We start from the raw sequence: 22,027 nt of genomic DNA on the forward strand, positions 1-22,027 counted from the left end.
CCCCCCCCCCCCCCCCCCCCCCCCCCCCCCCCCCCCCCCCCCCCCCCCCCCCCCCCCCCCCCCCCCCCCCCCCCCCCCCCCCCCCCCCGCACCCTGTCCGGTCACCTCGTGCTCGTACCCGTACCCGTCGCGTACGCGGGTGCCTGCTGCCGGCCCGCCGCCGGGCGCGGGTTCCCCAGCTCGCCCAGGTCGTGCGCGTACGCGCCCACCGCGTGCGCGATGACGTCGATGTTGATGTCGAACGCCTTCATGCTGATGTTCCCCAGCGTGTCCCCGGCCGCGTGGTAGTTCGGGTCGAACGCGACCCCCGCCCGGCCGCCCCACTTCGCCGCCTCCTCGGGCGACTTGATCGCCTCGGCGCCCGTGGTCGTACCGCCGGAGGGGATGCCCGCCAGGACGAAGGGGTGGTAGTCCGAGCGGCCGATGAAGGGCGTCCCGGCCGTCGGGAGGCCGCGGTCGGCCAGGAACGTGGTGATGTCCCGCTCGATCTGCGCGGAACCGGGCGGGCCCTCGGGGAAGTTGAGGCCGTCGGAGTTGTCGCCGTCGAAGACGAACAGGCCGTAGTTGGGCGAGGCGATGATCTCGAAGTTCAGGTAGAGCTTGATCCGTTGCCGCTCCACCGGCGTCAGGGCGCCCACGTAGTGCGCGGAGCCGAACAGACCGCTCTCCGCCGCCGACCACCAGGCGAACCGCACCTTGTTGCGCGGCTGCTTCTCCTTCTTGGCCAGCTTCAGCGCGACGTCCAGCAGCCCGGCCGAGCCGGAGCCGTTGTCGTTGATGCCCGGTCCCGCCTTCACCGCGTCCAAGTGGGCTCCGACGAGCACGGTGTTGGCCGGATCGCCGCCCCGCGTCTGCGCGATGACGTTCCGTGTCGTACGGGTCTCCTGGAGCTGGCGTACTTCGAAGGAGATGGTCACCGGCCCCTGGGCGAGGTCCGCGGCCAGCCGGTCGCCGTCGGGCTTGCTCATCCCGGCGGTGGGGATCCTCCCGTCGCCGGGGCCGCCGAGGGTGCCGGAGAGCGGGCCGTAGCCGGCGTCGATGTTGTTGTAGATGACGGCCCCGACCGCCCCCGCAGCCGCGGCCTGCTCCTGCTTGGCGCCGAAGGTGCAGCCACCGCGCTTGATCAGCGCGATCCTGCCGGTGAACGCGCCCGCCGCGTAGTCGCCGGGCTCGCAGCCGGTGGTGCCGTCCTCGTCGACCGGTACGGCGGCCAGCTCGGCGGTGATCCCGCCGACCGGGGTCGAGGTGGTGTAGGTGAGCGCCTTGATCTCGGCGTCGAACGGGGTGGGGGAGAGGACCGACAGCTTCTCGGCCAGCGTCTCCGTGTAGACGAAGTCGAACGTCTGGTACGACACGTCGTACCCGGCCGCCTTGAGCAGGGTGTGCACATAGGCGGCGGAGATGTCGTGCCCGGGCGATCCGGCGACCCGGTGGCCACCCGCCACCCGGGCTGACGCCTGCAGGGCCGCGAGATGGCTGCGGGCGCTCGCGGCGGACGCGTCCCGCACCAGGGTCCGCGAGAGGGCGGCGGCGTCCTGGGCCGCCCGGTCCCGGTGCGCGGAAACGGGCGAGGCCGAGGCCAGCAGGAGCGGGGCGACGAGGGCGGCGGAGGCGAGGGCGGCGACGGATCTTCGAACGGAGGCGCTCACAGATGTCCTTCCCGGTGCTCACGAGTTGAGCGGGCGATGTGAGGGGAAGCTAGCGATCTCCCCGTCCGCCTGGGAACAGCTGGGGCGCAACTCGGTTCCTGAGTCACACAGTTGTCATCATGCCGCCGTAGTCACTCCTGCGTGTCCTTGATCTACGCCGGGTGCCGCAGAGAGACGCGAAGTCTCCTCCTGGCAAGCGACCGTCCGGGTCCGGTGCCGGCGTTGGGAACACGTGCTCGTCGGCGTCGAGCCCCCGGCCGTGTCGTCGCGGTTCCAAGCCGACTTCTCCGCCTGCCCGACCGCCCGCGCGGATGCGCTGTTCGAGCCGGCCGACGCGGTGCTGTGCACCGACGGGCCGGTGCGGCCGCTGGTCGACATCGCCCCGGCGCCCGAGCACCGCCGGGACCGCGGCGCCTTCCACGCCGGTCGCAACCGCGGCCGGGTGGACATCGCCCGGCCGCGGCGGTCCTGGCCGGAGTACCGCTGCCCCGGGCCGCGGACGGCCGGCTGGTCCTGGCGGCGGACGCCTCACTCTGGATTCGCCCGGACGCCGGAACCGTGCCGGACCGCTCGTTCTGCCACACCTGCGGCCGCGGACACGCCGAGCACCGGACGATGCCCCAGGCTGACCCAGCGGGCCGCCTCGCACGGTCTTCTCGGACCGGCGGGGGACGGTCGCCTCGTCGAGGTGCCCGTACAGCGTGGAGCGGGGGGACGCCCAACACGGCGGCGGGCCGACCTCGACGGTGCCGTCGAGACCGCGCACCTCACCGCCGTGGTGTCTCGGCTCGGTCTTCAACCTGCGCGGTGTGGACCTCGAGGGCGGCGCGGACCGCGGACTCCAAGGCCCCCTCGATCCAGGCGGACTTGAGGGACGTGTGGTCGCCGGCGAAGCGGAGGGGGCCTTCGGGGGTGGCGATGTCGTGAAACACTTCGGTGTGCTGGCCGGGCAGGAGGACGGCCGCCTCGCCGTACGCGTAGGGGTCGCGCGCCCAGCTCTGTGTCTGTCCGGCTCCGGTGTAGAAGACCTCGATGCGCTGGCCGTAGATTTCCTGAAGCCCGCACAGAGCGTGGGGGTAGCGGGCGTCGCCGTCGAAGGCGTCCCACCGCCTGGCATCGTCCGCCCAGGTGTAGGAGGCGAGTACGACTCCTCCCTTGCTGCCGGGCACCGGGTGGGAGGGGTTGAAGGTGAACCGGTTGGGATTGTCGCTGACCGATCCTCCGCCGAGGCTGCCGACCGCGTCCGGCTGGTCACGACTGGCGGAGCGGTAGGCGGCGTAGCGCATCCGCTGGCCGGGAGACAGTCGCTCGCCGGTGACGGATGCGTGGCGGCCCAGCAGGCTGCCGTCGGCGGGAGCCTGTCCCCTGCGGTAGGAGTCGTAGAGGTCGGGGCCGATGGTGGCGAGCTCCCGTTTCCAGTCGCGCTCGCTGAACTCCCACCAGCGGCGGCTGAACTCGAGAAGGACCTTCGTCGCGCTGTCGTAGTGGAGTTCAGTGATGGCCCGGCGCTTGCCGTACGACATGAGGGGAGCGACTTGGACGTGTCGCAGGCCCGAGAAGGGGACGGTGATGACGGCGAGGTCCGCGGTGAACTGCTCGCGGACCGGAATGCCTTCGCGCCCCTCCGACACGGTGTCCACCCATACATGAGGGCCTTCCGCGCTCACATGGGACGTGTCGGTCGAAGGTCGGGACGGATCCCAGTACTCGATCCTGGTGACGCGGCGGTCGAAGCGGACGGAGTCCCCGATCTCCGCCAGCAGGGCGTCGGGAAGTAGCGCGGTACCGCCGGGCAGCTCCCAGAACGTCGTGTCGGGGCTGATGAGGGCCGCTCCGAGGAAGCTGTGGACGAAGGAGAGCGGGAGCCGTGAGGTGAGGTTGTCCAGGCAGCCGACCAGGTCGATGGTGGCGTCGTCCAGCTTGGCGAACTCGCTCAGGAAGCGGTACATGGACCAGTCACCGAAACGCTGGATGACGCGGGCCCAGCCGGTGATCATCTCCTCGATCGGCTTGTCCACGCGACGCCCGTCGGGGGTGCGCGTGCTGATCTCGTCCCGGATCGGGGCGAGGGCCTCGGCCAGGATCCTGCTGGAGGGAATGTCCCAGAGTGCCCGGGGTACGCCGAAGGAACGATTCACCTGCCGCGGGTTGCGGGTGTAGTCGGCCCGGCGGACCCTCAGGCCGTTGACATGGATCCAGGTCCGCTGGGTGCGGCTCCCGTCGGCGGCCTCGTCGACCAGGCGGAACTTCTGCCGCTGCAGGCCCAAGTGGTCGATGAGGGCCATGACCAACGGGTGGCTCTGCGGGATGCGCATGGCCCCGGCCTCGGCGTACTGGAGCGGGTCCTCGAACGGCTGCGCCGCCCCCTCGTGGCCGCCGACTCTGAACGTCTTGATCCTGCCGCCGGCACGGTTGCCGTTGGCCTCCAGAAGCGTGACGGTGTGCCCCGCCCGCTTCAGCAGCAGCGCCGTCACCAGTCCTGCCGGCCCTGCCCCCACGACCAGCACCTTCTTCAGAGGCGCGGATGTCCGGGGCAGGCCGTCGCCCACCAGGATCCGGCGGTAGGCGGGAACCAGGTCCCGCCCGTCAGGGCCGCGCAGCAACAGCGTGTGCGCGAGCTGGAGGCAGCGCTGGGACAACGACGTGGTTGCCGGCACGGCTGGAAGCACGTTCGTCCCGGCGGCGGCCGCTGTCGGAACGGACGCGCCGACGATGGCTGCCGCCCCCACGGCGGAACCGATGGTGAATTCGCGCCGAGATAGGGAACCGGGCTGCGGGGACGGCTCGGCAGGCTTCGGTGTTCGAATGGCTCGCACCGGCTCACTATGCAACGTGCGAATCGGTGACTGGTCGGCCACACTGATGCGAGGGGCACACTTGGCCCGAATGGCTCAGAGCCGGGTGGTCAGCCAAGAGTTCCCGACGTTCACACCGGCACACGCTATCCGGCCGCGTCGAGCTGATCGAACCGCGCCAGTGCCTGGCGGAATGCGTCCGGTTCGATGCCGAGAGGTGGCGCGAAGGAGTGCCGGAGGCCCGCCACCAAGTACACGGCGAATCCCAGGACGGTACCGAGGAGAACCATCACCAGCATATGCCGCGGACCGGCGTTGATACCGACCAGTGCGGGGAACAGGACAACCAGCACGGCCGTGGAGATCAAGGCGTAGAAAATCGGAACCGGGACGGACCATCTCATGTCACTGGACCGCTGGCTCCGGGCCACGGTCACGTTGTCCAGCTCGGCCCTGACCACTTCCTTGGCCTCTTTCTGCTCATCGTCCGCCGTCTGTGCGTGCACAACGAGCAGACGCGCCTCGTCGAGCGCACCGGCGGCCCGCTGACTCATCTCCCGATTCCTCATGAGAGACCATTCAGGCCCGGCGACCTCCCGTGCATACGTCCTCAGCTGCTCACGGGTCTGTGAACGGACCTCCGGCGGCAGCCCACGGGCATCGGCATAGGCCGCCTCCAGATTCCTGGCCTCCTGATACGTGTGGTCGCTGGCGGAGTTGCGCTGCTGCCAGGAACTCGCCACCAGGAAAGCCGCTGTCAGGACGAACAACGCCAGTGTCGCACTGCCCACGAAACTCAGTGCGGGAGCTTCCAGATGCGCCTTCCTGGAAGCCTCGCTGCGGGACAGCGCCCACGTCAGCCCGCACGCCGTCGCCGCACCGAGAAACGCGTACAAGAGACCCGCGCCGAGCATGTCAGTTCCCCTTCTTCTGGGATTTCGAACTGCGTGAGTCGAGAGTCACCGCCATCAGGACAGCGGGAATGATGACCATCAGGAAGGCCATGATCGCCCAGTCCAGAGAGTTCACCAGTCCGCCATCGGTTTGCAGGGACGGCAGGCCGGACCGGGCCGCGCCCTGCGGGAGGGAGGTGGTGGAGGCGGTCGCCGTGGCGGCGGGGCGGTCGCCGGGAACCGGCCCGTCAGGGCTCGTTCCCGGTGGGAGTCCCTGCCCGGGCTCAGCAAGGGACGGCGGCGCGAGGAACTCACCGGCCACCCCTGCTCCGGCAGCAGCCGCTCCGGATACGGCGGCCGGCGCCAGGGGGCCCGGGGGAAGCGCTCCGTCCAGGGGGTCCGCACCGCCAGGCCCGGGACCGGGGACCGTCAAGGCGAGGGGTGGGGCGCCCGGAAGAGGTGTGACGAGGGGTGGTGCGGCACCGGGAGGGGCTGTGGGCCGGGACGGCCCGGCCGGGCGAGTCGCCGAGGATTCGGCCCGGGGTGTGGCGCGGGGTGTGGCGCGGGGAGAGGCCGCGGGTCGGGACGGCCCATTCGGGCGAGTCGCCGCTGGCGGGCTGGGCACGGAGTACTCTGCCGCCGCCTTCGCAGCGAGCGCGAGCGGGGGCAGCAACGAGCCCGTTGCGGAAACAGCCCGGTCTGCCGTCGTACCGGATGCCCGCGCCACGGATGCGTGACGACCAGGGCGGTCCGGAGCCGTGGCCCAGCACTCGACATCCCCGCCGGCCGGCAAGCGGCTGGGCAGGCCCGCGCCCGACGAGCACTTCAGCGGACCGGCCTCGCGCAACAGCGGGTCCTGTAGCCGCAGGTTCTCCAGCCCGGCGGGACCGCTGTACGCCACACGGTAGAAGAGACGCTTCTGCGACGCGGAACGGTGCAGGGCCAACGCAGCCGAGTGGGCGTCGTACCCCGCAGAGGCGGCGGCCTGGGCGCGGCCGTACTCCTTCCTTGCCGCGACCCCCGTTGCCGTGACCTGACCGATGTGACGGCCCGCCAGAGCGACCACCGTCGCGCGGCACGTCATCGTGCCCAGCGGCTTCAGGGAAGCCCGGGGGCACCGGACGGTCCCGCCGGCGACCTGGGCATCGCGCACCTCGACATTCCGAAGCCCGTACTCCGCCAGATTCCGCAGTTGATATACGCGAATCAGCTTCTGCCGCTCCCGGACTTGAACTCCCGGAGTGCTAACGCTGTTGGTGGAAACTGCGATTCTGAGTGCGTCCCTGTTGGTACCTCCCATCGGCACCGAACCGAGCAGGCACACCGCGACGCCGGACAACGCCATCGCCCGTATGACACCAGACAGCTTGCGACCGAATCTCACGCACTCATTGTGCGATCAAGGGATCATCCTGGGAATTCGCCACACGGGCGGCACACAGGCCGTTTCTCGGGCGGCGCAGTGAGGTTTTCTCAAAGGTGATCGAGTCCCCGACAGCGCTGCTGTCCGGTCGGTGCTGTGCCTCCGCGCGGAGAGGGCATCAAGGCCGTTCGTGGCGGCGGCCGCGTCCAAGAACGCCGGCCCGGCGCCGCCATCCCGTCTGCCGGGGCCTGGCCCGCTGCCTGCACCGGGAACCCGGCCACCGCACCGGCCGCATCGGCTGCTCCACCGCCATCGAGCAGGAGGTCGAGTCCACGGCTCGCTTGCTCGGACGCCTCGTCAACGACGCCCGACAGAGCGGGATCCGGAGCGCCCCAGCCCGACCGCGGCAGCCGTCCGGCTGGTGGCCCGGCCCGGCCGCGGCTCGTCGAGGGAAGGCCGACGCGTGCGCGTACCCGCTGTCCTTCCTTCAGTGGGCCCCGGCCCGCCCCGACCTCAGTGTGTCCGCGCCACCCGCTTGGCGATCCTCTCGGCGTCCAGGGCCAGCTCGCGGAGCATCCCGCTGATCGGGTTGGTGAAACCGGTGAAGTAGAGGCCCGGGGCCTGCTTCGGGGTGCGGGCGCCGTGGACGACCGGCCGCCCCCGCCCGTCCAGCACGTCCAGGTGGCCGAGCAGCGGCTCCAGGGCCCGGCTGTATCCGGTCGCCGCGATCACCGCGTCCGGGGTGATCCGGGTGCCGTCGGCCAGCACCACCGCGTCCTTGTCGAAGGAGGCGACGGTCGCCACCGGAACCACCCGGCCGTTCCTCACGGCGTCGATCAGCCCCACGTCCTGCACCGGGATCGCGCCCTCGCGGACCCGCGAGTACAGCCCCTTCTCCGGGCGCGGCAGCCCCTGCGCCGACAGGTCCGGCACCGCGACCCGGGCCAGCAGGGAACCCGCCCTGTCCACCACCCGCACCGGCAGCCGGCGGACCAGGATGCCGGTCGCCTGGGCGGGCCACCCCGCTGTGGAGCGGCGCACGATGTGCGGGGCCGTGCGCACCGCGATCCGCACCCGGGCCGCCCCGCCCTCCGCCAGGTCCGCCGCGATCTCGGCCCCCGTGTTGCCGATGCCGACCACCAGGACGTCCTTGGCCGCGTACGGGGTGGGGTCGCGGTACTCCGCCGCGTGCAGCAGCTCGCCGGTGAACGTGTCCCGCCCCGGCCACCGCGGGATGCGCGGAGTGTGGTTGAAGCCGGTGGCGACGACGACCGCCCGGCCCCGCAGGGCCCGGCCGCCGGTGGCGGTCAGCTGCCAGTCGCCCGAGCCGTCGGGATGCGGGTCGATCCGGGTCACCTCGACGCCGGTCACCACTTCCAGCTCGTGGTGCTCGGTGTACCTCTCCAGATACCGCACCAGGTCGTCCCGGCCCACCCACCGCCCGAACTTCCGCGGCATCTTCAGTCCCGGCAGCGCCGACCAGCGGCGCGTGGTGTGCAGATGCAGCCGGTCGTAGTGGCCGCGCCAGGAGGCGCCGATCCGGTCCGCCTTCTCCAGGACCACCGCCCGTACGCCCCGGGCGCGGAGCGCGGCGGCGGTGGCGAGACCGCCGGGTCCGCCGCCGATGACGTAGACGGGGCGGTCGTCCGTGCGGTCGGTGAGGGCGATGGCGTCGGTATGGCCGGTGGGGGACGGGCTGTCGGGCATGGTTCGGAGCGTAATCGCCCGCTCTGTTGATGGGTCTCGGTCAAGGGGGAAATCGATTGCGGATTGATCACGGGGGGTGCCTCTAGGTCCTTCGTCAAGGTGCCCCTGTCGGGTTTGGTGTGGTTCGGGGTGTTGGGGTTAGGCGGCGAGCTCGACGTCCTTCGGTGTCCGGGATTCGTGGGAGGTGCCGTCGCGGAGCATGGCGAACAGGACGGCGCGCGCCAACAGCCTGATGGCCTCCGCCCGATGGCCGTCCCGCATGTGTGTCCCCCTCCGAGAGGTGTGCCTCCAAGCGCCCGGCGCCGGACGTCAGTGACCCGGCGCCGGGCTCAAGTGTCCGGCGTGGGGCGCTTCGGCGCGAGAGCCACCGGGTGAGGGAACGGCGGGGAACGGCGGGGGGAAGGGAGTCGGGCCGGTCCGGTCAGCAGCCGCAGGCGGCGCCGTCCGTCGTGGGGGCCGTCAGCGGGTCCGGCGCGGACCGGCGGGTGCCGGTGGCGTCCTCGACCGGGAAGCCCTCGCGGGACCAGTACTCGAAGCCGCCGAGCATCTCCTTCACCGAGTAACCGGCCGTGGCGAACGCGTGGGCCGCGCGGGTGGCTCCGTTGCAGCCGGGGCCCCAGCAGTACGTGACGACCAGGGCGCCGCTGTCGACCAGGTCGGCGGCGCGCGTCGCGATCTCGTCCGTGGGGAGGTGGAGGGCGCCCGGGATGTGCCCCTGGTCCCAGGCCTCCTGGCCGCGCGAGTCGATCAGGACGAAGTCGTTCGCGCCGGCCTCGATGTCCGCGTGCACATCGGCGACATCGGCCTCGAAGGTGGCCCGGCGGTAGAAGTGCGCGGCCGCGTCGGCGGGGGCGGCGGCAGGGACGCGGCCGACCTTGGAGACGGGGGCGGACGTGGGCGTTTCGGTGACGGACATGAGAGCTCCTTCGACAAGGGGACGAGGATGTACGGGAGATGGTGTGCGGGGGGGCCGGTCCAGGGGCGGCGGGGTGCGCCGCCTGCCGTGGGGCCTGGGGGGCGGGGCCGGTACGGGAAGGGGTGCGGGTACCGGAGCGGTGCGGCGGATCGCCGCCACCGTCAGGACCGTGTAGATCGCCGCCGTCGCCGCTCCCGGTCCGATGAGCAGCATAGCCACATCGGCATCGGTGGCCGCGGCCAGGACGAGGACCGCCAGGGCGGCAACCGAGGCGAGCGCCGTCCCGCGACGGGGGTCCCCGCCCGGCGAGACGGCAGGCCAACGGTCACCGGCCGAACGGAGGTTGGTCAGGCAGTACGTGGTGAGCAGGGCCGCGGCCACCCAGCCGACGGCGGCGGACCCGCGGCCCTGGGGCGGGGTGTGCGCCAGGAGCACCGCGTACAGCGCGGCGGCCGGCACCAGGGCGCCGGCTGTGCGCAGCGGTACGGACACGGCACCGCTCCGGCCGGTCCGCCGCGCGGCCCCTCGCCCCGCCACCGCCCCCTCCAGGCCGACCCAGGCGAAGAGCAGCGGCAGGAGGAGCGCGTACAGCGGGGCGGGGGCGGACGGGGGGAGGGCGAGGAGGCCCGACCACCAGAACGCCACGAGGACGAGCACCGCGGCGAGACGGACGCCCTGCGCCCGGCGGGGGAGCGTCGCCCCGGCCGTGGCGGCGACCGCCGCCACGGCGAGGACCGCGAACGACAGCACCCGTGCTTCCCCGCCGCCGGCGGCGAACTCGCCCGCCGCCGCCGCGACCGCCGCCTGGCCGACGGCGAAGCCGCCGAAGTACAGGCTCTGCACCGCGCGGGCCGCACGGGGCCCGAGCCGCCGTGCGACGAACGAGGCGGGGCCCTCCTCGGTGCCTCCCGCCCCGGCGAGCAGCAGGCACCAGAGGCACAGGGCCGCGGCCAGGAGCAGGGAGGCGGGCGCACTGCCCGGTGCCGAGCCGAGCGCCGCCGGTACGAGCAGGGTGCCGGCGCCCAGGACCGACCGGGTCACCTTCACAACTGGTGAAAGAAGACCGGGAGTTCGGCCGCAAGGTGACGGCCCTGCGGGACCAGCGGGCCCTCGTCGGGGTTCGGCCACCGCGGCATACGCGTCCCGGGGTCCACCGGGACGCCCAGCTGCTTGGCGAGGAAGGCCGACCAGTTCGGCATCAGCGGCGCCGCGAGCGACGTCACCAGGGCGAGCGCCTCCAGATGGGTGACCAGGCGCTGGGCGTACGCCGCACGGTCCGGCGCGCGACCGGAGTCGTCGCGCAGACGCCGCAGCTCGGGCAGGTCGCCGACGGCGGTGTCGACGGCCCCGGCCAGCGACGCCGCGGCGGCCTGCGGGGAGAACGACTCGGCGGCCAGCGCCGTGGCGATCCCGTCGGGCAGCCCGGCAAGGACCTCGGTGAGCGGCCCCGCGTGCTGCCCGGTCTCCGGCACCACCGCGCCGAAGCTCTCGGAGAGGAGGGTGAGGGCCGTCCGCGCCCACTGCTCCACGCCCTCGACCAGGACCGTCCCGACGGTGTCGGCGAACTCCTTGGCCGCGAAGTTGGTCTGCTCCCGCTCGGGCCCGGTCAGGCACAGGTGGAAGCGGAGCGCGTCGGCGGGGACCCGGCGCAGGAACTCCCCTCCCCACACGGCGTGATCGCGGCTGGTGGAGAACTTCTGCCCCTCCAGGCGGTAGAACTCGTTGGTCACGACCTGGCTCGGCGGCGTGAGTTCACCCTGCGCCATGAGCAGCGCGGGCCACAGGACCGCGTGCGAGAAGGAGCAGTCGAAGCCGATGAAGTTGACGATCCTCGTCGCCGGGTCGGTCCACTGCTCCTCCCACAGCTCCGGCTGCCCCTGTGCCGCGGTCAGACGGGCCGTGGCCGCGACATATCCGAAGATCCCGCTGAACCAGGTGTCCAGGATGTGCCCGTCCCAGTCGGCGAGCGGCACGGGGATGCCGTAGTCCGCGAGCCGGCTGACGGGGGTGACCGGCAGCTCGCGGTCGAACAGGGTGCGGAGGTAGGCACGCAGCCGCGGGCGCCACTCGGCGCGGGCCTGGGCGCGCTCGTAGTAGTCCAGGAGCTGCCGACGGTAGGTCTCCAGGGGGAAGCAGATCCGCTCCAGCGTGCGCAGTTCCGGCTCCTGCAGGCAGGAGGTGCAGCGCGGGGCCGCGAGACCGGCGGGTTCCTGCGGCAGACCGCAGGCCTCGCAGTAGACGCCGTCGGAGGGGTCGCCGCAGAACTGGCACTCGCCGCGGACCTCGGCCTCGTACAGATGGCGTGCGCACTCCGTGCAGTAGAAGACCGGCAGCTCGTGGACCTCCAGCTTGCCCTGCTCCCACAGAGATGTGAAGAAGCGCTGCACGATCTCGGTGTGCCCGGCGTCGGTCAGCGGGCGGGTGAACCAGTCGTGGCGCATCGCGCCCAGCGAGAGGGTCTCCTCCATCCTGGACCCGAACGTCAGCGCCGTCTCGTACGCGGTGGAGCCGATCTCGGCCGCGCGGCGCGGGACGTAGCAGGAGTGCTCGTCGGAGTAGCCGACGTAGCGCACCTCGTGGCCACGCTGGCGAAGATGGCGGGAGAGGACGTCGGCGCCGAGGAACGGCCCCGACAGATGGCCCAGATGCAGATCGCCGTTGGGGTTGGGCGGGGCGCTGGTGACGATGTAGGTGCTCATGGGGCGGTGCTTCCTTCGGGTACGGGGAGGGCGGGGGCGTGGTGCGCACGGGGCGGTTCCGGCTCCGGGGCTTCCGGGACCGTCCGCGCGTACGCCGGTTCCTGCACGCGCGACACGGCCGCCGAGACCCGGGAGCCGGGCGGCAGGTCGTCCAGGACCACGGAGTGCGCGCCGATGCGGGTGTCGTCGCCCACGGTGATCGGACCGAGGACGCTCGCCCCGGTGCCGACGGTCACGCCGTTCCCGATTACCGGGTGCCTGCGCGAGCCCGCCGGGCGGCGCAGGTCCTTCCACCAGCCGACCGAGCCGAGCGTGACCTGGTGGTAGAGCATCACGTCGTCGCCGATCCGCACGGTCTCGCCGATCACCACGGCCGTGCCGTGGTCGATGAAGAAACGGCGCCCGATGACCGCGCCCGGGTGGATCTCGATACCGCTGACGGACCGCGCGAGCATGGACAGGGCGCGGGCCGTGACCCGGCGGCCGCGCAGCCACAGACGGTGGGAGACCCGGTACGTCCACAGGGCGTGGATGTGCGGGTAGAGCAGGGCCTCGCGCTTGCTGCGCGCGGCGGGGTCCTTGGCCCGCACCGTCTCCAGATCCTCGCGCAGCACCGCGAGGATCGCCCGCCGCTCCCCGGCGGGCGGTTTCCCGTCGTCCGGTGAGCGTCCCGCCGCCTCGGTGTCACATGTGGTCATACGGCGACTCCGGGACGATGGGGCGGCCGTTGAGGAACCGCTGCGGGCGATACGGTTCGAGCAGTTCCTGCGACGCCTTTCCGATGACGGCGCCGCCCTCGGTGATCTCCCTGGCCGCCAGCTCGGCGACGGCGGGCGCCAGTTTGAAGCCCCCGCCGCTGAACCCCATCGCGAGGTAGAGCCCCTCCGGCCCGGCCGGGCCGACGACGGGGCGCCTGTCCGGGGTGTAGCCGTCCAGCCCCGAGCGGGTGCCCACCAGGGGCGCGCCCGCCAGGGCCGGCACCCGGCGCGAGACGGCCGCGACGGCGGCGTCCACCTCGTTCGGGGTCAGCGGGGACACGTCGTGGTCGAGCTGCACATCCGGACTGCTGGGCACCCCGAAGAAGAACCGGTCGAGGCCGTCGGGCCGGAAGTAGCTGCCCGTGGTGTCGTCGATGCAGGTCGGCACGGACACCGGGGAGCCGCGCCGGCCCACGCCGGGCAGTGAGGCCTGGGCCAGGCCGATCCGCCGTGCCGTGACCGGGATCTGGACGCCCAGATGGGCGGCGGGCGCCGAGCCCCAGGCGCCGCTGGCCAGAATCACCAGGGGGGACTCGATCAGACCGATCGAGGTCTGGACGCCGGTGACGGTGCCGCGGTGTTCCACCACGCTTTCGGCGCGCACCCCCTCGGAAGGGCTCACACCCAGCCGTCGGGCCGCCGTGAACAGGGCGTTCGCGGTCGCGGCGGGGTCCGCGTAGCCGCCCTCCGGTTCGTACGCCGCGGCCCCGATGCCGTCCGTACCGAGCCCCGGGTACAGGGCGCGCACCTCGGCCGGGTCGATGACCTCGACCCGGCGGTGGCCGGCGGCCTCGGACGCGACCGTGCTGTTGTGCAGCAGGGCGTCGGTGTGCTGCTCGCCCACCAGCATCAGGAAGCCGGTGCGCCGGTAGCCGCAGTCACCGCCGATCACCTCGGCCCACTGCTCGAAGACCGGCATGCTGCGGGCGGTCAGGAGAGTGTCGGGGCCGGTCGTGTGGTGCAGCCTGAGCAGACCTCCCGAGCGCGAGGTGGCGCCCTGCGCGGCGGTACGGCCCTGGTCGCACAGGACCACGCGGCCGACCCCGATCCGGGCGAGGTGGTAGGCGATGGCCGCGCCGATCACCCCGCCACCGACGATCACGGCATCGGCGCCCGGTACGGTGCCGCGGCTCACTGGCCGGCCCCGGTGGCGCCCGCCGTGTCGTCGATTCCGAACCGGGCTGCCCAGTAGGCGCGTTCACGGGCGATCGCCTCGGTGCCGTTCCACCAGATGCTCACGAAACGGAGACGGCCCTCCCCGTCGTTGGTCAGGTCGTGATCGAGGTGCGGCGTGATGAAGACGGTGTCACCGGCGCTCACACGACGCTTCTCGTCGCCCTGGCGCATGATCCCGCTGCCCTCCACGACGAAGAACATCTCGTTCTCGTCGTGGGAGTGCGGCGTGGAGGTCTGGCCGGGGGCCACGTCGACCCACGCGCCGCCCCAGAAAGGCTCCTTGACGGCCTCGTCCCAGGGGAAGATGCGCCGCCCGCTGACGTTGTAGGCCTCCTCGAACGTCATGTCCTCGGGGGCGGTGGTGAATACGTGCATGGGTGGTTCCTCTCATGGCGTTCCGTGCGTCAGGTGGTCGTCAGGCGTCGACGAGCTGTCCGGCGCGGCGCTGGTGGCCGAGGACGCGGCGCAGATCGCGGTGGACGGTGTCGGCCTTGTCGGCCATCTGGCTGAAGGAGGTGGCGCTGGCGATGCCGTGCCGCCACTCCGTCATGCCGTCCAGGTAGATGCCGACCTCGCAGCGCTCGTCGGTCTCGGCGCCGTAGGCGCGCGTCACGGCCGGGAGCCCGTCCTCGTCGTGGACCAGGTACGGGGCGAACGGCTCCAGCTGCTCCGGCAGGGTCGGCTCGTCGTATCCGGTGCACAGGATCACGGCGTCCACCTCCACCGCTCCGGCCGCACCGGTGAACACCTCGGTGGTGTCGAGGCGAACGGTGTCGCCGGACACCTCCACACCGGTGACATCGGTACGCCGGTGCATGCGCAGGCGGTTCGTGCCGGACAGCCTGTCCTGGTACGCGGCCTGGTAGAGGGCGGTGGACACATCGGGGTCCACCGCCGAGTAGTTGGTGGCGCGGGCCTGGTCCAGCGCACGCCTGCGGGCCTCGCCCCCCAGGCCGTAGAAGTAGTCGGTCGACTCGGGGAAGTAGACCTCGTTGCTGAAGTGCCCGAGCTCGTACATCCTGAAGCCGCCGTGCCGCACCAGCGAGTGGACCTCGGCGCCCGGTGCGTCGGCGAGCAGGTGCAGCACGATCTCGCCCGCGGTCTGGCCCGCGCCGATCACGGCGAACCGCTTCGGGCCCGCGCCCCGGTCGAGCAGAGCCGCCGTCCGGGGCAGGAACTCGCCGGCGTGGAAGACCCGTTCGCCGAGCGACTCCCGGAAGACCTCGGGGACGTGCGGGCGGTGCCCGGTGGCCAGGACCACATTGCGGCCCAGGTGTTCGTAGCTCTGGCCGTCGCGCGGGTCGCGGCTGATCACGCGCGCCGTGCGGACCGTGCCGTCGCCGTCCACGACCGGCTCGACGCGCACCACTTCGCGGTGGTACTCGACGCCCTGGCGGACCTGCTCGGCCGCCCACTGCACGTACTGGGACCACTCCAGGCGGCTGACATAGCCGCCCAGGAGCGTGAACGGGTAGAAACGCCCGCTCTGCAGCAGGAAGTTCGGGAAGGTGAAGCGGGACCGGGGGTCGCGCGGAGTGGCCAGATCGCGCAGGAAGTGGTGCTGGATGTCGGTGCCCGGCAGCACCTGGTTGGGCTGCCAGGCGGAGGTGCCGGCGCGCTCCAGATACGCGGCACGCAGCGCGGGTTCGCCCGGCCGGGCGTCATCGTGGTCCTCGACAGCGGCCGCGAGAGCTATTCCCGAGGGGCCGAAGCCGGCCACCACGACGTCGTTGATCTGCACGGTGGTTCCCTTCGTCAGTGGCGGGCGGGTCAGAGCGCCAGGGCGGGAGCCGGTGCCCCGCCGGCGGGCAGGGCCGGCTCGGCGGAGCGGCCCAGCCGGGCGGCGAGCGCCTCGCTCAGCGCCCCGGCGCGCAGGGAGAGCAGGCTGAACGAACCGGCGTCGCCGATGCCGTGGCTCGATTCGCACAGTCCGTTCAGGAACAGCGGCGGCAGCGCGTCCGCACCGGCGCGCGGGGTGAGCGCGTAGTCGTGGCCGACCTCCAGCCGACCGTCCTCCTCGGTCCCGAAGGAGCCGACGAGGGGCGCGATCAGCGGCGGGCACAGCTCCTCGTGCGGGCCGGGACCCATGTTGCGGAACCCGGTGGCGAGGACGGCGAAGTCGACGGTGTCATCGATCAGTTCACCGGTGTGCAGCTCCTGGAAGCGCAGGTTCACCCGGTCGTCGGCCACCTCGACGGCGGTGGCCTGGTGGTTGCCCCGGACGAACACCCTCTGGTCGCCGTCGAGTTCCTGTTCGTAGATCGTCAGGTAGAGGTCGCGCAGCACATCGCCGTCGGCCGAGGAGTAGTTGGTGGGCTGCATGTACGCGTCGAGGGCGCGGCGGCTCCGGGGCGAGGCGTTGAAGTAGTAGTCGGTGAACTCGGGGAAGTACCCCTCCTCGCTGAACGGGCTGGTGTCCTTGAGCCGCAGCGAGTGGGCGCGGCTGTAGGTGACGACCCGCGTGCGCGGGAAGCGGCGGTGCAGGTCGAGGGCGAGTTCGACGGCGCTCTGGCTTCCGCCGATCACGGCGACCGCCTCGGGGGTGCGGCCCTCGGAGGTCAGCTCGGCCAGCCGCGGCAGGTACTGGGTGAGGTGGAAGACGCGGGAGCCGAGCGCGGTGTCGTACGGCGCCGGGACATGGGGGGTGCGGCCCGGTGCCAGCACGAGCGTACGGCCCAGGTGGCGGCCGCCGTCGTCGGTGGTCACCTCGTAGAGCCGCTCGCCGTCGAGCTCCACCACGCGTACGTGCTCCGCGCGTCGGCCGCAGTCGACCTGGTGGGAGAAGAACCGGGCGGCCCAGCGTATGTAGCCGGCGTACTCCTTGCGCAGCGGGAACTCGCTGGGCAGGTTGAGATGACGCAGCAACCTGCCCTGTTCGTAAAGGTAGTTGAGGAAGGTGTAGCGGCTGCGCGGATTGCGCAGAGTGACCAGGTCGCGGCTGGGGTGGTTCTGGATGTCGGAGCCGTCGAGCAGCATGCCGGGCTGCCACTCGGGGCGCTGCCGCGACTCCAGGAAGCGGGCCGTCAGCTGCGGGTGCTTCTCCTCGAGGGCGATGGCCAGGGCGAGGTTGGCGGGGCCGAATCCGATGCCGAGCACATCGTTGACATGGGCCTGAGCAAGCATGCTGGTCTCCTGAGACGTTGTACGGGCGCCCGGACGCGGGAAGGCCCACGGCGCGGGCACCGGTGTGTGGCGGGAAGCATGTCGAGGGAGCGTGCGGTGCCGCGCCGGGCGAAGGGTTCACGGAGTGCCGGGCGGGCCCGGCCGGCAGCCGCCGTCGAGGTGGACGATGTCCATCGCGAGGCCGGACCGGCTTATCCGATGGGGCAGTTCGGGATCGGGCTCGTCGAGCAGGACGACGAGTTTCCAGGAGTCGACCGCGCGGCACTGGGCCGCCGGCAGCCCGCCGGCCCGCGGCCGGGCGGCGACCACCCGCCACAGCGTCTCGAAGCTGTGGGCGGTGATCCTGCCGCCGGTGCCGGGAGCGCACAGGTCGGGCCTGATGGAGAAGGACCAGCGACGGGCTGTGGCATCGGATTGCCAGTGCCAGGCGGATTCCGGAACGAGCCTGCCGAATTCATCCACGCCAAGGAGTCCGGAAAATCCGCTGGACCACGTCCGGGGGGACGCGCTCATGCGGACCTCGATTTCTGCCGCTGTCGTGTCTTTCCTCGATGCGCGAATTCTCGTGCGGAAGGCGGCAGGGACGAGTCTTGCGGGCCGGGACGACGCTGTCACCGTATGACCGGCGGCACTAATTCCCCCTGGCATGAGCGTGCCGCGCCCGCTGTTCCGCGGCCGTGCGGGGGCCGCGGAACCTTCAGAGCATGCCGTGTTCCATGGCCCGCTGCCCCAGCTGGAAGCGGCTGCGGGCGTCGAGCTGCTCCATCAGGTCGGAGATCAGCCGGCGCTCGGTGCGCAGCGAGATGCCGAGCTTGCGGGCCGCCGCCTCGTCCGTCGCGCCCTGGGCGAGGAGCCGCAACAGGTCCCGGTACTGGGAACCGGGGTCGTCCAGCCGCCGACGCGGTGCCGCGCCGAACGGCACGGCCGTCCCCCAGACCGACTCGAACAGCGCGTGGAATCCGGCCACGGCGCCCGGCTCGCGGATGACAGCGGCCCCCTTGGAGCTGTTCTGGGGGTCGAGCGGCACGAGTGCGACCTCGGTGTCGACGATGTACATCCGCATGGGCAGTGACGGCACGATACGGATCTGGTTGTGCTGCGAGACGTGCCATTCGCCGTACTCGATGCTCGCCGGGTCGTTGCGCAGGCTGTCCAGATAGACCGTGCGCGTGAGCACCCCGCGGGCGGCCAGCTGCTCGGAGACGGCACGGCTGGCCGCGCGGTTCTCCGGTGTCTGCCCCCCGCCCGGGGCGAAGGTGCAGGTCTCCCGCCGCGCCTTCGCGGCCAGCTCCGCGATCCGCAGCCGGACCGCCTCGACCCCGAACAGCCGCTCGACGGAGTGCTCCTCGGGTTCGGGGCTGTTCATGGAATACTCGGCGATGAGCTTGGCCGCGGCCGCTCTGCTCGCGGCCAACTCCTCCTGGCGCCGGGCCACTTCGGCCTGCTCACGGGCGTGCAGCGCGTCGAAGGCCAGCCGCGGGCTCACGACATGCGGCCTGTCCCCGGTCGTGTGGGTGAAGTCGAGGAGGGCCAGATCGGCCAGCTGGTCGAGTGCGTTCTTGACCCGGTCCTCGTTCCAGCCAAGGTGTTCCGCCAGACTCGTCACCCCTAGATCCGGCGCTGACAGCATGGTTCGATACAGAATGTCCGAGTCTGGCGTCAGCCCGAAGGCAGTAAGCATGGATAGCCCCCCTGGTTTTCCGTGCAGATTTCCCGGCTGGATTTTTGCGGCAGCTTGCTGCCAGTGCAACTGGGTGTCCATATTCTGACTTCCGGCGGCAGCCGTTCTGGGATGGGATAGGACGCATGGATCTCGTCACCTTCCGCCTCAATGGGCCCACGCCCCGGGTGGACCCCGAGGAGGCGCGGCGGCTCGCCGCGGCCGCGGAGGAGGGGTTCGCGCGCGCGCCCTGGGCCGAGCACAGCCGGGTGTATGCCACCCGTCGCGGAGTGCTCGGGGTGGTCTTCTGCCGCTCCTCGCAAGCGGAGCGGGTGCCCGCGGGGCTGCGGGCCGTCGCCTCGGCGGCCGTGCAGTGTGCGGCGAAACCGGCGGACTGGCGCCTGGAGCCGTGAGGGCGGCGCCCCGCCGTGGGCCGTCGCCCGGGGCGGGCGTAAAAGTGTCACGCACTTTTGTGTCAGCCGGAACGCATGACTCCGCAGGCAGTGCTGTGAATTATTGAGTGTATCGCCCGGCGCTCCGCAAGCATGGGAATGCCGGATTTCCACTCGTCACAGAACCGCTGCGCGTGGCAGCCCCTCCAGGGAGAATGAAATGCGTTTCGCCTCCGGCGTTTTCTCCGTTGTGGTCCTCGGTTTCCTCACCTTCACGGGAGTGGGGGTGAACGAGGCATTCGGCAGTGTCGCGGAAAAGGGTCAGAAAACCCAGGCGGACAACGGATGGCAGTCCGTTACGGCGGCCGCGCCCCGATCCGCCACCCTCCACGCCGACAACGGGTGGCAGAGTTGACCGGTCGCCTGAACCCCCTCGGTATCGACGAGGAAGCGATCCGGATCTACCACGCCACGCTCGACCTGGGCAGTTGCACCCGTGACGAGCTCGCGCTCCGGCTCGGGCTGCCGCTGGACCGGGTCGACACGGCCCTCGCCGTACTGGCCGATTCCGTCCTGGTCCGCTCCTTCCCCGGCGACGGCCCGGGCGCCGCGCCCGGCGAGGAGATCCGCCCCGTCAGCCCCGAGGCCGGACTCACGGCGGCGCTCGCCCGCCGCCGCGAGCGGATCCCGCGGGCGCAGGCGGAGATCGAGCGGCTCGAAGCCGACGTCGCCGAACTGATATCGGTGCACGAGTCCCTCGCGGGCCGTGGAGCCGGTGTGGAAATGGAAAGGGTGCGGGGGGCCGGCGCGGTGGCGGTCCGCGTCCTGGAATTCACGACGGCCGCCGAGGAGAGCATATGCGTCCTGGCTCCCGACCGGTCCGCGGGAATCGTCGCCGGGCTCACCGAGAACGAGGCCGGCGCGGCACTGTCACGCGGGCTGACCCTGCGCCGGCTCCATCTGAGCAGCATCCGCAACCGTCCTGAGCAGTGCGCGGCCGCCGGACGGATCGCCGCCGCGGGCGCCCAGGTACGCACGGCTCCGGTGCTACCCCTGGAAATGATGATCTTCGACGGCAGGGCGGCGATCCTGCCGCACGACCCGGCGGACCTCGGGGCCGGTGCCGTGGTGATCCACCACAGGGGCACCGTGGCCGGCCTCTGCGCGCTGTTCGAAGGCTACTGGGCCGGCTCCGAGAAGCTCGGCTTCGAGCACGAGGTCGACGACCGCGGACTCACCTCCACGGAACGGGAGTTGCTGCGCCAGCTCGCCGACGGCTCCACGGACGCGACCGTCGCACGGCGGATGGGTGTCTCGCTGCGGACCGTACGCCGGATCAGCGCGCAGCTGATGACCCGGCTCGGGGCGCGCAGCCGGTTCCAGGCCGGTGTACGGGCCGCGACCGCGGAGTGGCTCTGAGCGGGCCCGGTGGCGTCCCCGCCCCCGACCCGTTCCGGCCGCCTCTTTCCCTGCTTCCGCGCCCCCTCCGGGGCGCTCTTCCCCTTTCAGGAGTGCTGTGAACCTGACCCAGTCCGATCTCAGTGTCTTCGAGAGCCTGGAGTCGGAGGTGCGCGGCTACTGCCGTGGCTGGCCGACCCTGTTCGCGCGTGCGCGGGGTTCGTACCTGTACGACGAGGGCGGCCGCGCCTACCTCGACTTCTTCGCCGGTGCCGGCTCGCTGAACTACGGGCACAACAACCCGGTGCTCAAGCGGGCGTTGATCGACTACCTGGAGCGTGACGGCGTCGTCCACGGCCTCGACATGGCCACCGAGGCCAAACGCACCTTCCTGGAGACCTTCCGCGACGTACTCCTGAGACCGCGCGATCTGCCGTACAAGGTCATGTTCACCGGGCCGACCGGCACCAACGCGGTGGAGGCGGCGCTGAAACTGGCCCGCAAGGTCAAGGGCCGCGAGCCGGTCGTGTCGTTCACCAACGCCTTCCACGGTATGTCGCTCGGCTCCCTCGCGGTCACCGGCAACGCCTTCAAGCGGGCCGGCGCCGGTGTGCCGCTGGTGCACGGGACACCGATGCCGTTCGACAACTACCTGCGCGGCCGGGCACCGGACTTCCTGTGGTTCGAGAGCCTGCTGGACGACTCCGGCTCCGGGTTCGACCGGCCCGCCGCCGTCATCGTCGAGACGGTGCAGGGGGAGGGCGGTGTCAACGTCGCCCGCGCCGAGTGGCTGCGCGAACTCGCCGCCCTCTGCGCGCGGCAGGACATGCTGCTCATCGTCGACGACATCCAGATGGGCTGCGGCCGTACCGGAGCGTTCTTCTCCTTCGAGGACGCGGGCATCACACCGGACATCGTGACGGTGTCGAAGTCGATCAGCGGCTACGGCCTGCCCATGGCGCTGACGCTCTTCCGCGAAGAGCTCGACCTGTGGGAGCCCGGCGAGCACAACGGCACCTTCCGCGGCAACAACCCCGCCTTCGTCACCGCCGCCGCCGCCCTGGAGACCTACTGGGCCGACGACCGGTTCGAGAAGCAGGTCCGGCTCCGCGGCCAGCAGGCCGCGTCGGCGCTGTTCGAGATCGCCGAGCGCCATCCGGCCGAGGTCGCCGATGTGCGCGGCCGCGGTCTGGTCCGGGGGATCGGGTTCCACGACGAGAAGCGGGCGACCCGCGTCGCCCGGCGCGCCTTCGACCTCGGTCTGCTCATCGAGACGTCCGGCCCGCGGAGCGAGGTGGTCAAGCTCCTGCCGCCCCTGACCGTCAGCGCGGACGAGCTGACCGAGGGGCTGGAGACCCTCGCGCGCGCCGTCCGGGAGACGGCCTGAGCACCCCCGCCCGCAGCAGTGGGGGGGGGGGGGGGGGGAGGGGGGGGGGGGGGGGGGGGTTCCCGGGTCGGGATACGTTCGGTTCGAGTGGGGGGGGCCTCACGCAAGAGG

General features: G+C 71.9%; 19 protein-coding genes. 4 read left to right on the forward strand and 15 right to left on the reverse strand.

The window, feature by feature from the left end; translation table 11 throughout:
* Positions 1–101 precede the first annotated feature (101 nt).
* The 15 genes from AC0682_RS19185 to AC0682_RS19255 form a co-directional block, all read right to left on the reverse strand.
* Positions 102–1,649 (reverse strand): M28 family peptidase, encoded by a 1,548-nt coding sequence (locus AC0682_RS19185; RefSeq protein WP_478534078.1) that lies wholly within the window; start codon positions 1,647–1,649, stop codon positions 102–104.
* 767 nt (positions 1,650–2,416) lie between these two features.
* Positions 2,417–4,456 (reverse strand): flavin monoamine oxidase family protein, encoded by a 2,040-nt coding sequence (locus tag AC0682_RS19190; protein WP_478534245.1) that lies wholly within the window; start codon positions 4,454–4,456, stop codon positions 2,417–2,419.
* A 134-nt stretch (positions 4,457–4,590) separates the two neighbouring features.
* The gene (locus tag AC0682_RS19195) at positions 4,591–5,358 is read right to left on the reverse strand and encodes a bestrophin-like domain (RefSeq protein WP_478534080.1); all 768 of its coding nucleotides are present in this window, start codon (positions 5,356–5,358) and stop codon (positions 4,591–4,593) included.
* A 1-nt stretch (position 5,359) separates the two neighbouring features.
* Positions 5,360–5,659, reverse strand: a complete 300-nt coding sequence (locus tag AC0682_RS19200) for a hypothetical protein (RefSeq protein ID WP_478534082.1) — start codon at positions 5,657–5,659, stop codon at positions 5,360–5,362.
* A gap of 1,554 nt (positions 5,660–7,213) precedes the next feature.
* A complete protein-coding gene (locus AC0682_RS19205) occupies positions 7,214–8,407 on the reverse strand; it encodes a flavin-containing monooxygenase (RefSeq protein WP_478534084.1) in 1,194 nt (397 codons plus the stop codon).
* Between the two features lie 138 nt (positions 8,408–8,545).
* On the reverse strand, positions 8,546–8,668 hold the full coding sequence (locus tag AC0682_RS19210) for a hypothetical protein (protein WP_478534086.1): 123 nt from the start codon (positions 8,666–8,668) through the stop codon (positions 8,546–8,548).
* A gap of 160 nt (positions 8,669–8,828) precedes the next feature.
* Positions 8,829–10,364 carry a rhodanese-like domain-containing protein gene (locus AC0682_RS19215; protein WP_478534088.1) on the reverse strand — a complete coding sequence of 512 codons (1,536 nt, stop codon included), beginning with the start codon at positions 10,362–10,364 and terminating at the stop codon, positions 8,829–8,831.
* Positions 10,365–10,366: 2 nt separating this feature from the next.
* Positions 10,367–12,022, reverse strand: a complete 1,656-nt coding sequence (locus tag AC0682_RS19220) for a methionine--tRNA ligase (RefSeq protein WP_478534090.1) — start codon at positions 12,020–12,022, stop codon at positions 10,367–10,369.
* Positions 12,019–12,720, reverse strand: coding sequence for a serine O-acetyltransferase EpsC (epsC, locus tag AC0682_RS19225; protein ID WP_478534092.1), 702 nt, complete (start codon positions 12,718–12,720; stop codon positions 12,019–12,021). Before epsC ends, AC0682_RS19220 begins: the two co-directional genes overlap by 4 nt.
* Positions 12,707–13,915: an NAD(P)/FAD-dependent oxidoreductase gene (locus tag AC0682_RS19230; RefSeq protein WP_478534094.1), complete on the reverse strand. Its 1,209-nt coding sequence runs from the start codon at positions 13,913–13,915 to the stop codon at positions 12,707–12,709. The genes epsC and AC0682_RS19230 overlap by 14 nt, the downstream gene beginning before the upstream one ends.
* Positions 13,912–14,331, reverse strand: a complete 420-nt coding sequence (locus tag AC0682_RS19235) for a cupin domain-containing protein (protein WP_478534096.1) — start codon at positions 14,329–14,331, stop codon at positions 13,912–13,914. Before AC0682_RS19235 ends, AC0682_RS19230 begins: the two co-directional genes overlap by 4 nt.
* A gap of 40 nt (positions 14,332–14,371) precedes the next feature.
* A complete protein-coding gene (locus tag AC0682_RS19240; protein ID WP_478534098.1) occupies positions 14,372–15,697 on the reverse strand; it encodes a SidA/IucD/PvdA family monooxygenase in 1,326 nt (441 codons plus the stop codon).
* A gap of 29 nt (positions 15,698–15,726) precedes the next feature.
* The gene (locus tag AC0682_RS19245) at positions 15,727–17,079 is read right to left on the reverse strand and encodes a SidA/IucD/PvdA family monooxygenase (protein ID WP_478534100.1); all 1,353 of its coding nucleotides are present in this window, start codon (positions 17,077–17,079) and stop codon (positions 15,727–15,729) included.
* Positions 17,080–17,196: 117 nt separating this feature from the next.
* Entirely contained in the window at positions 17,197–17,541 is a 345-nt protein-coding gene (locus AC0682_RS19250) for a hypothetical protein (protein ID WP_478534102.1), read from the reverse strand.
* Positions 17,542–17,776: 235 nt separating this feature from the next.
* The gene (locus AC0682_RS19255) at positions 17,777–18,685 is read right to left on the reverse strand and encodes a helix-turn-helix transcriptional regulator (RefSeq protein ID WP_478534104.1); all 909 of its coding nucleotides are present in this window, start codon (positions 18,683–18,685) and stop codon (positions 17,777–17,779) included.
* Between the two features lie 200 nt (positions 18,686–18,885).
* Between AC0682_RS19255 and AC0682_RS19260 the strand changes: the two genes are divergently transcribed.
* The 4 genes from AC0682_RS19260 to ectB all read left to right on the forward strand — a co-directional run bounded on the left by AC0682_RS19260 (position 18,886) and on the right by ectB (position 21,916).
* The gene (locus tag AC0682_RS19260; RefSeq protein ID WP_478534106.1) at positions 18,886–19,152 is read left to right on the forward strand and encodes a hypothetical protein; all 267 of its coding nucleotides are present in this window, start codon (positions 18,886–18,888) and stop codon (positions 19,150–19,152) included.
* A gap of 199 nt (positions 19,153–19,351) precedes the next feature.
* Positions 19,352–19,546, forward strand: coding sequence for a hypothetical protein (locus AC0682_RS19265; RefSeq protein WP_478534108.1), 195 nt, complete (start codon positions 19,352–19,354; stop codon positions 19,544–19,546).
* A complete protein-coding gene (locus AC0682_RS19270; protein ID WP_478534110.1) occupies positions 19,543–20,550 on the forward strand; it encodes a LuxR C-terminal-related transcriptional regulator in 1,008 nt (335 codons plus the stop codon). The genes AC0682_RS19265 and AC0682_RS19270 overlap by 4 nt, the downstream gene beginning before the upstream one ends.
* Before the next feature lie 97 nt (positions 20,551–20,647).
* Positions 20,648–21,916, forward strand: a complete 1,269-nt coding sequence (gene ectB / locus AC0682_RS19275) for a diaminobutyrate--2-oxoglutarate transaminase (protein WP_478534112.1) — start codon at positions 20,648–20,650, stop codon at positions 21,914–21,916.
* Positions 21,917–22,027: the final 111 nt, after the last annotated feature.

This window comes from Streptomyces sp. NPDC043746 (assembly GCF_056436485.1).

Coding starts and splice junctions, on each gene's coding strand:
- AC0682_RS19195 (WP_478534080.1), bottom strand. CDS start 5,358: ATGCTCGGCGCGGGTCTCTTGTACGCGTTTCTCGGTGCGGCGACGGCG.
- AC0682_RS19205 (WP_478534084.1), bottom strand. CDS start 8,407: ATGCCCGACAGCCCGTCCCCCACCGGCCATACCGACGCCATCGCCCTC.
- AC0682_RS19210 (WP_478534086.1), bottom strand. CDS start 8,668: ATGCGGGACGGCCATCGGGCGGAGGCCATCAGGCTGTTGGCGCGCGCC.
- AC0682_RS19220 (WP_478534090.1), bottom strand. CDS start 12,022: ATGAGCACCTACATCGTCACCAGCGCCCCGCCCAACCCCAACGGCGAT.
- epsC (WP_478534092.1), bottom strand. CDS start 12,720: ATGACCACATGTGACACCGAGGCGGCGGGACGCTCACCGGACGACGGG.
- AC0682_RS19235 (WP_478534096.1), bottom strand. CDS start 14,331: ATGCACGTATTCACCACCGCCCCCGAGGACATGACGTTCGAGGAGGCC.
- AC0682_RS19245 (WP_478534100.1), bottom strand. CDS start 17,079: ATGCTTGCTCAGGCCCATGTCAACGATGTGCTCGGCATCGGATTCGGC.
- AC0682_RS19260 (WP_478534106.1), top strand. CDS start 18,886: ATGGATCTCGTCACCTTCCGCCTCAATGGGCCCACGCCCCGGGTGGAC.
- AC0682_RS19265 (WP_478534108.1), top strand. CDS start 19,352: ATGCGTTTCGCCTCCGGCGTTTTCTCCGTTGTGGTCCTCGGTTTCCTC.